This is a genomic window from Proteiniphilum sp. X52, assembly GCF_003712195.1.
Classification (GTDB): Bacteria; Bacteroidota; Bacteroidia; order Bacteroidales; family Dysgonomonadaceae; genus Proteiniphilum.
Window position 1 is genome coordinate 25,859 of record NZ_RDSD01000009.1, and the last position, 14,358, is coordinate 40,216.

General features: G+C 44.2%; 9 protein-coding genes. All 9 read left to right on the forward strand.

The window, feature by feature from the left end; all coding sequences use genetic code 11:
- Positions 1 to 6 precede the first annotated feature (6 nt).
- The 9 genes from D7D25_RS08815 (at position 7) to D7D25_RS08855 (ending at position 14,344) form a co-directional block, all read left to right on the forward strand.
- On the forward strand, positions 7 to 1,206 hold the full coding sequence (locus D7D25_RS08815) for a DUF3823 domain-containing protein (RefSeq protein ID WP_122968599.1): 1,200 nt from the start codon (positions 7 to 9) through the stop codon (positions 1,204 to 1,206).
- A gap of 84 nt (positions 1,207 to 1,290) precedes the next feature.
- The gene (locus D7D25_RS08820) at positions 1,291 to 3,063 is read left to right on the forward strand and encodes a GxGYxYP domain-containing protein (protein WP_122968600.1); all 1,773 of its coding nucleotides are present in this window, start codon (positions 1,291 to 1,293) and stop codon (positions 3,061 to 3,063) included.
- Positions 3,063 to 4,418 (forward strand): Gfo/Idh/MocA family protein, encoded by a 1,356-nt coding sequence (locus D7D25_RS08825; protein ID WP_122968601.1) that lies wholly within the window; start codon positions 3,063 to 3,065, stop codon positions 4,416 to 4,418. The genes D7D25_RS08820 and D7D25_RS08825 overlap by 1 nt, the downstream gene beginning before the upstream one ends.
- A gap of 22 nt (positions 4,419 to 4,440) precedes the next feature.
- Complete coding sequence (locus D7D25_RS08830; RefSeq protein WP_122968602.1) at positions 4,441 to 5,115, forward strand: DUF1080 domain-containing protein; 675 nt, start codon at positions 4,441 to 4,443, stop codon at positions 5,113 to 5,115.
- 18 nt (positions 5,116 to 5,133) lie between these two features.
- A complete protein-coding gene (locus D7D25_RS08835) occupies positions 5,134 to 7,197 on the forward strand; it encodes a glycoside hydrolase family 2 protein (RefSeq protein WP_122968603.1) in 2,064 nt (687 codons plus the stop codon).
- Between the two features lie 83 nt (positions 7,198 to 7,280).
- Positions 7,281 to 8,672 carry a hypothetical protein gene (locus D7D25_RS08840; RefSeq protein ID WP_122968604.1) on the forward strand — a complete coding sequence of 464 codons (1,392 nt, stop codon included), beginning with the start codon at positions 7,281 to 7,283 and terminating at the stop codon, positions 8,670 to 8,672.
- Positions 8,669 to 11,314: a glycoside hydrolase family 38 C-terminal domain-containing protein gene (locus tag D7D25_RS08845; RefSeq protein WP_122968605.1), complete on the forward strand. Its 2,646-nt coding sequence runs from the start codon at positions 8,669 to 8,671 to the stop codon at positions 11,312 to 11,314. Before D7D25_RS08840 ends, D7D25_RS08845 begins: the two co-directional genes overlap by 4 nt.
- Positions 11,311 to 12,351 (forward strand): aldose 1-epimerase family protein, encoded by a 1,041-nt coding sequence (locus tag D7D25_RS08850; RefSeq protein WP_122968606.1) that lies wholly within the window; start codon positions 11,311 to 11,313, stop codon positions 12,349 to 12,351. The genes D7D25_RS08845 and D7D25_RS08850 overlap by 4 nt, the downstream gene beginning before the upstream one ends.
- 97 nt (positions 12,352 to 12,448) lie before the next feature.
- On the forward strand, positions 12,449 to 14,344 hold the full coding sequence (locus tag D7D25_RS08855; RefSeq protein WP_370453850.1) for a hypothetical protein: 1,896 nt from the start codon (positions 12,449 to 12,451) through the stop codon (positions 14,342 to 14,344).
- The last annotated feature ends 14 nt before the right edge of the window (positions 14,345 to 14,358 follow it).

Genomic DNA, 14,358 nt, shown 5'->3' on the forward strand with positions numbered 1-14,358 from the left:
AATATTATGAAACGAATAAGATTATATTTTCTGCCTTTCTTTTTGGGGCTGTTCGTATTCTATTCCTGTGAACTGGATAATTATGATTATCCTGATGCAGCGCTAACTGGCAGTATTATTGATTCCGAAACGAATGAACTTATCGAGTCCGACATAATCAATGGAACCACCATCAAGCTTATTGAACATGGTTATGATCCTGTCTCGCCACAATACCTGAGGGTGAAAAATGATGGTACATATGCCAATACGCTTTTATTTTCAAATACGTATACGGTACAACCCGACCAGCGTAATTTTTTACAAATAGATGAACAGGAGGTTAAAATCGGAAAAGATACGCAACTCGATTTCAGGGTAACACCGTATATCCGGGTAAAAGATGCAAAGATTGTGAAAGAAGGGAACAATATTATAGCCACCTTCCGACTTCAGCAGACGACCCCTGATGCTGTTGCTAAAATTGGGCTGTATGCCCACAGCCAGTCAATTGTAGGGGAGCCCGTATACTTAATAGCCGCGGAAATAGCACTGAACCGGCAGGTTACCGGAGAGGAGACTTTCAAGGTCGCTATCAATGTGGCAAGAAATACCGCGTTGTTGAAACCTAATCAATCGTATTATTTCAGGATAGGAGCCGTAAGCAGCATTGCCGGTGCCAAGTTCAATTATGCATCGGCCCAACTGATCAATGTAGGGGAAATTAGTCCGGAGATCGAACCGGAAGGTACTTCTTTTGATAAATGTGAATCAACAGAAGGATGGGCCGGTGGTGATGGCGATCCGACTTTGGATTCCGACAACCCGCAAGAAGGAAACCATTCCGTCAGGTTCCAGTCCGGAGGTGGATTTATTATTCAGAAAAACTTTGGACAACCTGTAAATGCAAATGTAGGGCTGGAATACGGCGTCTTGCAGTTTCATTTATATATCTCGGATGTTTCCGTTATTAATTGGGACTGGCCGGGACAAATTGAGATAACAAGTTCCGGTAATCCTGACTCCCAGGAATTACACTGGAATTTTATGAGTCAACTTCGTCTTAGAAACGGATGGAACAAAGTTGTGCTGAAACTTTCGGAAGCCGAAGTAAGCGGCGGCAATATAGATCTTGCAGCGATTAATTTCTTCAGAATTTATCATCTTGATGTGCAAGGTCCTGTTGAGATCAAAATTGACAATATGAAATTCTACGAAGAATATTGAACAGAATCGGGCAGGTTTTAATTATCGTACAAAATAATAATTAGAACCTGCTCCTCTCTGAAATATTCATAAAATCCATTTATTATGAATTTTTTTACAGGTTCCATTGCTTTTCTACTTTCAGGGATACTCCTGTCCGTTTCCGGATGCGATAAAAAAGGCAGTTTACCGTCATCGTCAATGCAGGAAAAACCGGAAAACGCCATGTATGTATACACATTAAAAGGCTCTTCTACGGTGTCATCATATGATGAGGCTATGGCGGTTGCTTGTATCCAGGGCATTTTAAACAGAGACGGAATCCATTTATACGTTTTATCCAACACATTGAATAAACCATCTTATTGGCTTGATAAATTTATGGCAAGAGGCTGGTTGGCCGGAAAAGAACAGGTGCCTGTTTCTTCTTTTGAACAATTGTTGGAGTTAACAAAAACGAAATTGAAAGGAGTCATCATCTGGGATACGGAAGTGCCTGCTACAATGAATGTGGCAACTACTTTAGCCGGACTCGAAGATGCTCTGGTATTAAGTCCCGATATGGCGAATACATATTTAGAAAAACTGGGACTGCCTGTTATAAAGGATTTCAGGGGCGTTTTTACGGGTGTGGAAACAGGCAGTAAGAAAAATGATGCTTATCGCTGGGCTATCAGGGAATTCCTGGAAACAGGCCGCTGTAATCCGCACTGGTTATATCTGTATGAAGATTCTTACATGACACGCCATAAAGGAAATGTGGGATATGTGGTTACCCGTGATTGGGCGGTTTATAACCGTGGTTTTGTTTACGACCTGTCGCCCTGGGGAGACGAAACCCCGTTAGATGATCCGGGACAGGCTCTTGGAACGGATTTGCAGACCTATAAGTTGATGTTGGAAGCTGTATTAAAGCTGACCAAAGGTCAACAGATGACTGAAGTAGCAGGTTTTTTTTCTTTCCCTAAATACAGTAATATAGAAGGTTATCCCAGCAAGCATGATCCGGTGCCCACCGAATGGGAAACTGTTTACCAAATCTCTCCCTATAACTGCTATCAAAATACGGTGGCTCATAATTGTTTCAATCAATCCATCCATTCACAGGCACCCCAAAAGCAGATGAAACAAGGGCGTCCGCAGTTGCGTGCCCCGGAAAACGGGAAAACTTATATCAGCATTCTTATGGCCGACTATGATTCCGCAACTCCTCTATATGAATTTATGCCTACACATTGGGAAGATAAGGCAAGAGGCTCCATGCCTTTCCTATGGGGTATTAATCCGAACCTGTCTGAATCTTATCCCGATATCATGCAGTATTTATATGAAACAAAAACCGACAATGACTTTTTTGCTGCAGATGCAAGCGCAGCAGGTTATATGAATCCCAATCGCATCGATCCCGCGTATCTGCCATTATTTATCCGTCATAACAAGAAATTTTACGAACAATGGGATATGTCTTTGTCCCCGATGGTACTCGATACCGATGAACCCTCACCGGCAGTAAAAGATGCTTTTGTTGAATTCTCGCCTGACGGATTTGCTACTATTGTCATTGATTTTCAAAATGCCGGCGGAAAATTGCCCGAACCACATATCTGGAAGGGAATGCCGGTAATTGAATTAATTAATAATGCCGGTAATTTTTATAATGCGGAGCAAACAGCCCGGGAAATGTCCGTTTCAATACCTGCTTCGAAAGATGAAATCCCCCAATATTATTTTTTCAGAATCATATGGACGAGTCCGAATCAGGTAATTTCGGCCATAAACAGATTGAAAGAAATAAGGCCCGAATTGGATATTGAAGTGATTGATGCGTACAACTTTTTTCACTTTTTCAAAACTACACACCAGGAAAACAATAAATAATGAAAAGAAGAGATTTTTTATCTAATACAGCATTGATAGGTGCGGGTATCCCCTTGGGAATCTCGCCTGTCGCATTGTCTTCGTGTAGCGGCCAACCTACTGCCAAATTTTATACGCCCGAAGAATTGGGGATGTTTTCTTTTGAAAAAGTAGCACCTGAAGGTAAGCCATTGAAGGCTGCTTTAATAGGTTGTGGAAGCCGTGGAACGGGAGCTGCACTGCAGTTTCTCGCAGCGGGAAAAGAGTTGTCAATTATTGCGTTGGGTGATGTTTTTGCTGACAGGTTGGATAGCTGTAGGAAAATGCTGAAAGAACATCAAAACAATGAGGTGCCTGATGCTAATTGTTTTATAGGATTTGACGCATTCAAGAAAATACTTGATATGAATGAGGTTGAACTTGTGTTGCTCTGTACGCCTACATTCTTTCGTCCGGAACATTTCAAAGCAGCGGTGGATGCAGGAAAGCATGTTTTTATGGAAAAACCATGTGCTGTTGATCCGATTGGCATACGGACCGTTATCGCTGCCTCGAAATCTGCTACGGCAAAGGGGCTGACCGTTGTTACAGGTACGCATAAACGGCATCGCAGGGATTATTGGGAGGCTTTTCTGAAAGTCCGGAACGGGCTTATCGGCGATCTTGTATATGCTACAGCACACGGACATCAAGGAGCTATGTGGTTTAAAAACAGACGTCCTGAATGGAATGATATGGAATATTGCATACGTAACTGGTTCAATATCTACTGGCTTAGTGGCGGACTTTTTATAGACCAGACAATTCATAATATTGACGTAGCGACATGGTTTTTAGGGCGGACACCGGCAAAGGCAGTCGGATTCGGCGGACGGGCGCAAAGGAAGATTGGTGATACTTATGACTTCATGGCTGTAGACTATCATTATGATAACGGTACCCGAATGTTGGCTACAGGTCGTCAGATCGACGGATGTGACGGTAATTTTTCAGAGCAGATATACGGATCAGAGGGTGTTGCTTTACTGACGGATAGTAGCGAAAATGTGATGATTAAGGACTATGAAGGGAACATTTTGTGGCAGTACGATTATAAGGCTATGCCCGTAAAGAACCCTTATGAGCAGGAACATGTTCATCTTGTTGAATCAATACGTCTGAATAAGAAGATCAATCAGGCCGAAGCACTTGCATACTCATGCCAGATAGCTATATTGGGTTGTGAAGCCGCGTTTTCGGGAAAGGTTTTAACATGGGAAGAGATGATGTCTTCTTCTTTAAAGTATGGCCCTGAAAAGGCTGAGTTTGGCGCTCTTCCTGACTATCACGAAGGAATAGTTCCTATTCCTGGAAGCGTTCCTAAAGCAACCGAATAGTCAAGCAATAATAGTAACAAAAATGACTAAGAATATAGCAGTAATCTCTTTTACGGCATTGTTTGTAACGTTAGTGTCGGTATCGGCTTTTGCCGAAGGAAAGGACGGATGGAAACCTTTATTCGGAGTGGATCTGTCGGATGCAATGTACGATAAGAATGTATGGACCCTTTCGGATGGTGTTCTGACGGCATCGCAGGATCAGGCTATATGGTCAGCAAGAGAGTATGAGAACTTCATTTTGGAACTGGAATTTAAAAACGAACATGAAACGAATTCCGGTGTAATAGTTTATTGCTCGGACAGAGATAATTGGGTTGCTAATGCGGTGGAGGTTCAGATCACAGATGATTATTGCGAAAAATGGAGTACCTCCCCTTTAAGTTGGCAATGCGGAGCTATTTTCGGGCATCTCGCAGCAAAAAAACAGAAAGTGGTTCGCAAACCAGGGGAATGGAATTCAATGAAAATAACCTGTAAAGGTAAAATGATTACTGTGATACTCAACGAGAAAAAGGTCACGCGGATGGATATGAGCAAATGGACCTCAAGTGAGGTGAATCCCGACGGCACAAAAGTATTGGAAATTCACCCGATACCATTTGCAGAATTGCCCGTGAAAGGATATATCGGCTTTCAGGGTAAACACGGCGATGCTACGATATGGTTTAGGAATATTAGGATAAAAGAATTATAAACGGAAAATATTATAGAGATGATTATCAGAATAAAACAGTTCATGATGGTATTGGTGGCGCTTTTGATAGTGGCTGGAAGTGTTTTTGGACAAGAACCCCTGTTAAATAAAAACGCATCGTCTTTGGATTGGCGCTTATGGTGCTACAGGCCCAATGTATGGAGAATGAACTTTAATTTTGAACAGCTTTCCGGAAGTTGGGCCGAACATTCCGATTTACCGATGACAGTGCCCGGATCGGTTCAGAATGCATTGAAAAAAGCAGATGTGATAGACGATTGGAATGTGGGAGTGAATAGTAGAAATGCCGAGTGGATAGAAAATCGTGAATGGCTTGTCGTGGCAAAACTTCCGGACAATATCAAAGCCAAAGAAGGTGAGAAAATATTTGTAAGATGCAAGGGGTTGGATTACAGGGGTATATTGATGGTTAACGGACATGAAGCCGGCCGATTTGACAATGCTTTTATACCCTATAGTTTTTTGATCAGCCCATACCTTAAAGAGAGTAATAATAACATTGTTTTTATATTTGAGTGCCCGCCTAAGAATCTAGCCCAGATCGGCTGGACTTCACGTATTACCGATTGGAAACCCAGATTTAACTACGGTTGGGACTGGATGCCGAGAATTGTACAGATAGGTATATGGGACGATATTTTTATCGAGACGGTAAAAGAGGACCAGATGGGATTCGATGGGTTGAAGGTATTTGCTTCAGCCGACCGTGCAAAGGATACTGGATCATTATCGGTTTCAGCCCGATTCAATAATTTTGCCGGATCGGGGCAGGTAAATATTACTCTTTCCGATGGGTCGGGAAAGAAACTTATCAATGAAAACCTATCGGTAAGGCAGATCGAAGAGAAAAAAGAGTGGAATAACCTGAAAATAAAACACTGGTGGCCTAACGGACTTGGGCAGCAACCATTATACCTCTTGACGATAACACTCAAAGATACCCAAGGCAATGAAATACAGCAGGAAACCAAACGGATCGGTTTCCGTACAATCGACTGGCTTCCAGCCAAAGGAGCACCTGCCGGAGCAGATCCCTGGATCTGCAGTGTGAACAATACTCCGGTATTTTTGCAAGGAATAAACTGGACGCCCATACGCCCTAACTTTGCAGACCTCACAGCGGAAGATTACAGGCAGAGACTACAGATGTATAAAGATATGGGTATAAATACTATCCGTATCTGGGGTGGAGGTTTCCCCGAGAAAACGTGGTTGTATGATTTATGCGATGAGATGGGCATCCTTGTCTGGCAGGATTTTCCGCTCAGTTCCTCCGGATTGGATAACTACCCCCCCGAAGGATCTCAGGAAGTTTACGTGATCTCACAAATCGCTACGCAGTATGTGAAGAGATTGCATCACCATGCCAGCTTATTGCTGTGGTGCGGAGGGAATGAACTGTATGAAAAAGGTGATGTGGCCCCTATAACCGACCAACATGCGATGATCAAAGCGATAAAAGAGACCGTTTTTTTGCTTGATCCTGCAAGACGGTTTGTTGAAGCCAGCCCTTCCGGCCCCAGTATTTATGGCGATCACAGTACGTTTGGAACCGGCCGGAACTGGGATGTACACGGTCCGTGGGACTTGCCATATACGGAACACGATAAAACCATGAATGCTGTTGAAGATTTCTGGAGTAAAGACGACGCCATGTTCCGTTCTGAAGTCGGGGTACCGGGGGCTATGTCGGTCGAGATGATGAATAAATACAAAGGAGAGTTCCGTTTACTTCCGGCAAGTATGGATAACCCGCTGTGGCGGAGTGTTTGCTGGTGGCTGCAGTGGGAAGAATATAAACAAACCGGAAAAAGTACCGGCGACATCCATGAATATGTAGACTGGAGTCAGGACCGACAAACCAAAGGACTTGCCCTTGCATTGAAAAAAAGCAAGGACAGATTTCCGGCTTGCGGCGGATTTATTATCTGGATGGGACACGATAGCTATCCTTGTATGATCAATACGTCACTTATTGATTTTGATGGTAATCCGAAACCTGTAGCGGCTGAGTTAAGTAAAATATGGAAAGACAATTCATATCTGACACCCGGGCTTTGACTGAATGTCCTTATTTGACATTCCTGGGAATGTCGTTTAAACTTACAAACAAAACCATATCAATTTAAATATAACTTTGACTTATGAGTTTTCAAAAACCAATCATCCTGTTCATTGCTTTGTTTTATGTTTCCTTTGGTGCATGTAATGATAAAGATGCTATAGACAAGCCCGAAGAGTTGACAAAAGCAGACTATCCGAATCCAGTTATTAATCCAGACCCGATAGTAGATTACAACCTTTGGAAAATAGAAAACGGGAAATTCTATTTAGACGGAGAATGGGTGTTTCTTAAGATTGCCAAACCGTTAATTGATTTTTCTGATGCGGAGCAAGTTGAAAGGCTTATTTCCAATCTGAATACTTTTCGAAATAAATATTTCAATACGATTGAGTTGAATTGTTATTGGCATCATTTTGACACTGATGGGGATGGTATTCCGGACAAGTCGCTCGCTCCTCTCGCTAAATTGGTCGATGCCATCTATGCAAAAGGTATGTATCCCTGTCTTTCGGTTGAAACCTATGCTGTCGGCGGAGGCACAATTCCCGAAGATTTCTGGGATTTATATCCGGATGCCTTTGCCATCAATGAAAAAGGTGAAAAAGTTACCGATACCGAATATGGATTCGGGTCAAAAGTGGTTTCGATTTTTCATCCCGGATACAGGACGACAGCTCATACATTCATCAAAAGTCTGGCAAAAGGAATTGATACCCGGAAAATATTGTATTTCGAAACTACGGTAGAACCTCAATATATGGGAGCCATAGCCCTCTGTTACAGCGAAGCCGCCCGGGATGAATATCGTAAGTGGAGAGATATAAATCAACTGACCGGTCCCGATTCGGAAATGCCTTCAACCTTTCCTGTTCCCGCTTCATTTATTACGAATGCGACGTGGAACAAGTTCAGGGCCCAGTTCCTTGCCAGATGGGTCAATGAGGATGCGGCTGCATACCGGGAAATAGCCGGGGAGAAAGCATATGTTGCAGTGGATTATTTGGATGCAAATGAAAATGAACAACAATTAAGGATGGGAGATCCGGTTGAGTTTTTATCGCATCTTACAGCCGCCAATATCATCCAGGTAAACTGGACATGGTATTTTCCGGATAATAAACCCAATCAAAAAGCGTACGACCGGGTATGGCAGGTAAGAAAAGCGACGGGAAAAGACTGGGCAATTGCGGAACACATGACATTTAACGGAAGTGATTTTGTCCATTTCAAAGAGAGTGAACTGGAGTCAATTCTGGAAAATACATTGACTCAAGGTACCCGGTTTGGATGGGAATTTGTAAGTGTGACGAACGATTCGAATGGAAGCTTCAGTTTGTATAACAGTGATTGGTCCCCAAAAAGAGTAATGAAATTTGTAGACCAGTATTGGGGGTATTGGTTGCATAGGATAAAAGTTATTGATAAAAACGAAAATGTTTATACCATAACCAAACAAAATAAACCAAAATGAAGAGAAATGTACTGTTGTTACTGATTGCAGGTTATACTTGTATAAACCTGTATGCTGGTACTCCCAGAAAAAAGGTTGCCGGGACGGACATTCCCACGAAACAAGACACCATTATGCTTATCGGGCATGCCCATCAGGATATGAACTGGCTGTGGAAAACCGCCGAAACGCAAAAGATGGCGGTGGATAACTTGCGGCAGGCAGTAGCCTTTATGAAGGAGTTTCCCGACTACACTATGCTGCAAAGTCAGGCTGCTGTTTACCATTTTGTGGAATTGAACGACCCACGTACTTTTGAGTTGATTAAGAAGTATATAACCGAAGGGAGGCTTGAACCTGTCGGTGGTATGTGGACGGAAGGTGATACTAACCTCTCGTCGGGTGAGGCGCTGTGCCGCTCGTTCTTGCAGGCACAACGCTACTTTCAGCAGCACTTCGGACGCACTGCCCGTGTTGGCTGGCTTCCCGACAACTTCGGACACGTAGCACAACTGCCGCAACTGCTCCGACTCGCTGGAATGAACTATTTCTACCACATGCGCTGTAGCCCCACAAACGGACCATATTGGTGGATAGGACCCGATTCGACCCGCATTCTCGCATACACTAATGAGGATTATAATGGAACGGTACACGAAGGTCTTAAAGATCAGCTGGATGTGTTTGCTCCTGGAAAACGCCTTATATTCCAGCCTGTTGGAGAGGGAGACCACGGCGGTGGCCCAACACGTAACGACATCAACAAGGCGCACGAGTTTGACAAAGACCCGTCTAAGCCCGCTTATGTCTTTGCTACTGCCGAACAGTACTTCCGCACGATGGAGCCGAAGATGGACGGTCGTCCCACGCACCGTGGCGAGATGCAGTTCATCTTTGAGGGCTGCTACACCACCGTTGCCGACACCAAAGAGGGCAACCGCAACTGCGAAAACCTGCTCTATAGCTCCGAACTGTTGAGCACGCTGCGCTGGCTCGACGGCGCCAAATACCCCGCCGACGAGTTGCGCGAGATGTGGCGCACTGTAACCTTCAATCAGTTCCATGACATTCTGCCCGGATCGGCTATCTATGAGGCTAACAAAGAGGCGCACGCCAAGTATATGGACGTGCAATGGAAAGCCGAAGCCCTGCGTAACAAAGCCTTTTATGGCATCACTGATGATATAAAGTTCAAAACAGACAAGGGACAGCCTGTTGTGGCGTTCAACCAGCAACCGGTTGGAGGCAAAAAAATAGTCGAAGCGACGGTCTATTCCTACGACCTGCCCGTAAGTATTCAGGGCAACCCTTGGGGTGATTATTATGGCGCCGCCAACATCCGCCTTGCCGACAAATCTCCGGTTGCGACCGTACTCGTGAGCGATGGTACAGGTAAAACCTATCCAGCGCAGATAGTTTACAGTAAACGTACCCCACCGCTGTGGGAGAGCAAAGTGCGCTTCATCGTTGATGATATGCCCGCAGGCGGTTACCGCACCTTCTACGTTGACGTTACCAAAACCGGCGACTACAACAAGCCTATCCCCTTTGCCGACAATACCTTTGAAACAGACTATTACAAGGTGAAAATCAATATGCAAAACGGAAACATTATCAGCCTTTTCGACAAACGGACCGGTACCGAATATGTGCGTCCTGGCTGGGAGATGAATCGTCTGCAGATATACCTTGAAGATCGACGCGGCGAGATGAAAGCATGGTGGCTCAACAAGGTTCAGGCTGAAGATGAGGTTACCGACGTCAAAAGCGTTCGCATAGCTGAGAACGGACCTGTGCGCGCTACCATAGAGGCCGTCAAGATGTGGGGTAAATCTAAATTTATCATCCGCACCATTATTTACAAGTCGCATCCACGTATAGAATATGAAGTTGAAGCACATTGGCTCGAAACTAATAGCCCATACAACGACACACCAATGTTGAGGGCAATTTTCCCAATAGCAATGAAAAATCCTAAATTTATGTGCCACACACCTTTTTATGCTTCGGATCGTACAACTACCCATTCTTTCGGCGAACATAACGGCAGCGCTGAACATGGACGCACCCTTAACGACGGTCAGGAAGTGCCTGCTCAAAAATGGGTTGATCTGAGTCTCGACAAAGCCGGTATAGCTCTGCTTAATGCTTCCAAGTACGGACACTCGTTTAAAGATGGCAACCTACGCCTCTCACTATTCCGCTCGGCAGGAGAACCAGACATCTATCCTAATATAGGAAAGTTTAAAGTACGTTACGCATTACTGCCCCATGAAGGTGGACTCTCACCTGAAATATGGAATGAAGGTGATGATTTCAATGTCCCGGTCTATGCTATTGAACCACTTTCACGCTCAACAGGCGTTTCCAAAAATGCCAATCGTCCTGAGGAGATGTCATTTTTATCACTTGCGCCTGCCAATGTGATGCTGTCAGGTGTCAAGCAGTCGGAAGACGGCACAATGCTTGTCGTAAGGATTTATGAAACAGAAGGAAAAGCAACCGATGCCACACTGCAACTGCCTGTAAAAGCTGGTAAGGCAACCGTGCTTGACCTGCTCGAAAACCCGCTGAAAGGCGCCAAAACGCCCGTGCTGAGTAACGGCTCGCTGAGAGTTTCGCTGAAACCGTATGAAATCATTACAATAGGAATAAAAAGATGACTAAGCGTGAATTATTAAGATATGTAGGCGACTACAGACAACTCTTTGGTATTAAACATTATATGCTAACTAACGGGCGTGATAACGGTGTCCGTGCTTTTGACATCCGTAGTGGCAGCGGTTTGGAATTTACTATACTTCAAGACCGTTGCTTAGATCTCGCCGCACTGTCGTTCAGGGGTATCAATTGCAGTTATCTAAGTAAGACTGGAATTGTATCGCCATTTTATTACGAAAGGGATGGTAATGGTTTTCTCCGAAATTTTTATTCTGGTATGTTGACCACTTGTGGATTGAGAAATGTAGGACCATCTAGTGCCGATGGTGAGGATTTTTTCACACAACACGGGCGGATCTCTAATATAGCCGCCGAAGACGTAAGTGCAGTAGTTGAAAATGACAACGAAAGTCCGGTAATAAGAATAAGAGGAACGATGCGAGAAGCCTGCGTGTTCGGTGAAAACCTTTTGTTGCACAGGGAAATAATTTGTCGATACGGTGAAAACAAGATAGAAATTCGTAATACGGTACGGAATGAAGGTTTCCGCAGGGAAGCACTGATGTTGCTCTTTCATTTTAATGTGGGTTATCCGTTACTTGACGAAAATGCTTATCTTATCGTCCCTTCAGTCCATGTCACGCCCCGCGACGGCGATGCCAAAGCAGGTATCGAATTTTGGGATCGTTGTCAGAAACCGACCCGTAATTATAGGGAACAAGTATTCTACCACGATTTGAAGGCTGATAGTGACGGAAATACAGCGGTATCTTTGGTAAACGAAAAATTGGGACTGGGGCTTGTTATCCGATTTAACAAGAACCAACTGTTTAATTTTATCCAATGGAAGCAGATGGGGGAAGGCGAATACGTGATGGGGCTTGAACCTTGTAATTGTTTTGTTGACGGGCGGACAGCCTTACGAAACGCCAACGTTATCGATTATATGGAACCGGGAGAAGTGCGTCGTTTTGACCTTACGATCGAAATATTGGCCGGAGTTGAAGAAATACAGCATTTTTCAAAAGCAATTAAATGAAAACTCTGGCTTTCGCCGGATAATAGTGACAATAATTGAAATGAATAATTACAAATTTTTTACTTTAAGTAAGCACACATATTCAGGTTTATATGTAGTGAATCAGAAAATATTCTGGATACTAATTGTATTGTTCTCCATTGTTTCCTGCAAAAAAGAGGGTGCTGGCGGGATCGGCATGTTCGACCTGAAATATACGCTTACTTATGACCTCAAAGACAAAGGTCAAGTGCTTTCCCTTTGGGACGACATACATACTATATCTACACTTCAGGGAGTTGTCAACCGCGAAGAACCCCGACTGTTTGTCAATTATGTTGTGGAATCGGGGATTGAGATCGACAGTTACTGGTGGAATAAATACAGACAGCAGGGCGAGTGGCTGCACGGAAAAGATACGATCGTGTACAATGATATCGTCACATTGATCGAGGCCTATCAAAACGATTTTGACGGAGTGGTCGTCTACGATTCGGATATAGCGGCCACCAGCAATGTCGCTTCGGCCGTTGCCGGAATTGAGAATCTGATCGCGATTCGTTACGATAAATCTCCGGGCAGTCTGTACGACCGTTTAGTCGCTAAAGGTCCGAAACTACCTGTGAAAGTATGGTTAATCCATGAAGACGGCACACCCTTGTTTAGCGGGCAGGGCGATATTCCCGGTACAAACAGGAAATCAACCGGTTCCATTAAAAACGATCCCTATATCTGGTTTATCGAAAATTACATGAAAACGAACCGGTGCAATGGGAAATTTGGAGCCTATTATATCGATCAGAAATGGAGGGAGAACCCACAGGCGACTGTCGTTAATCACCATACACTGACAAACCATGATTTCTTTGTCAGTAAACGGGCATTTTTCTTTGACCTTTCACCTTGGGGGGATGAACCCGCAACGGATGACCCGGAACAAGCTGTTGGAACAGATTTAGCCACTCTTAAAGAATTTCTTTCTGAAGCTTACAGGTTGAATAAAGGCGAAAAAATGTGCCATATCGGGGGATTTCCTGCATGGGCGTTTAAATATACCACGCATGCAGGAGGTAGTCATGACGATGTGCCTACCGAATGGGAGTTCAGCCGTATCATTAGCGCGTATAATGCATTCAAAGATGCCGATGCCATCGGTTACGGTGCATTGGCAAACGCTTCGTTCTGGCAACATTTTCCATTGGAAGAGAAATACGCGCAAAAATGGGTGACACAGGATGAATTGAAAAAACGTGGTTACCTCACGGAAGACGGAAAAGTAGATTGTGAAAACCGGGAATTTATGATATTCTATGTGGGTGATTACGATGCTTCGTCATGGATCACACAGCGTACACCGACAATATGGGATCATCCGGACAGGGGAAAACTACCCTTGATGTGGTCGATAAGTCCTGTGCTGGAACGACGTGCCCCTATGGTTATGCACAATTTCCGTAAAACCGCTACCCGGAATGATTATTTTGCAGCAGCCGATAATGGCGCCGGATATTTAATGCCGGGGATGTTACAAGAACCCCGGGATATTTCAGGATTACCATGCGGACTGGATGCCTGGGCGGAACATTGTAAGAAGTATTATGATAAATGGGGATTGAGCATAACCGGTTTTGTGATTGATGGATATGCTCCGGGTCTATCTTCAAAAGGGTTGGATTGCTATGCCTCGTTCAGTCCGAACGGCATTGTCCCGCAAAAAGTGCCGTTAACGCTATTGCATGGCAACATGCCTGTATTGCGTTCGGATGAAGACATCCAGCAAGAGCCAAAGGAAGCTGCACAACGGATTGCACAACGGGTCGCAGACCGTCCGATACCGTTTCACTGGTTCCGGAACATTTTGAAAACCCCCGGATGGTACGTAGAAGTAATGGATGAATTGGATAAGATCAATCCGAATATTGAACTGTTGGATGCCCCGACCTTTTTTGAATTATACCGTATCTGGTTGAAACAAAATCCGGATGCGGCAAATGGAGGTATTCCCGTACAATAACGCCAACAATTCCA

What these genes read in the sequence shown, in the direction of transcription:
- D7D25_RS08815 (WP_122968599.1), top strand. Translation starts at nt 7, where the DNA reads ATGAAACGAATAAGATTATATTTTCTGCCTTTCTTTTTGGGGCTGTTC.
- D7D25_RS08820 (WP_122968600.1), top strand. Translation starts at nt 1,291, where the DNA reads ATGAATTTTTTTACAGGTTCCATTGCTTTTCTACTTTCAGGGATACTC.
- D7D25_RS08825 (WP_122968601.1), top strand. Translation starts at nt 3,063, where the DNA reads ATGAAAAGAAGAGATTTTTTATCTAATACAGCATTGATAGGTGCGGGT.
- D7D25_RS08830 (WP_122968602.1), top strand. Translation starts at nt 4,441, where the DNA reads ATGACTAAGAATATAGCAGTAATCTCTTTTACGGCATTGTTTGTAACG.
- D7D25_RS08835 (WP_122968603.1), top strand. Translation starts at nt 5,134, where the DNA reads ATGATTATCAGAATAAAACAGTTCATGATGGTATTGGTGGCGCTTTTG.
- D7D25_RS08840 (WP_122968604.1), top strand. Translation starts at nt 7,281, where the DNA reads ATGAGTTTTCAAAAACCAATCATCCTGTTCATTGCTTTGTTTTATGTT.
- D7D25_RS08845 (WP_122968605.1), top strand. Translation starts at nt 8,669, where the DNA reads ATGAAGAGAAATGTACTGTTGTTACTGATTGCAGGTTATACTTGTATA.
- D7D25_RS08850 (WP_122968606.1), top strand. Translation starts at nt 11,311, where the DNA reads ATGACTAAGCGTGAATTATTAAGATATGTAGGCGACTACAGACAACTC.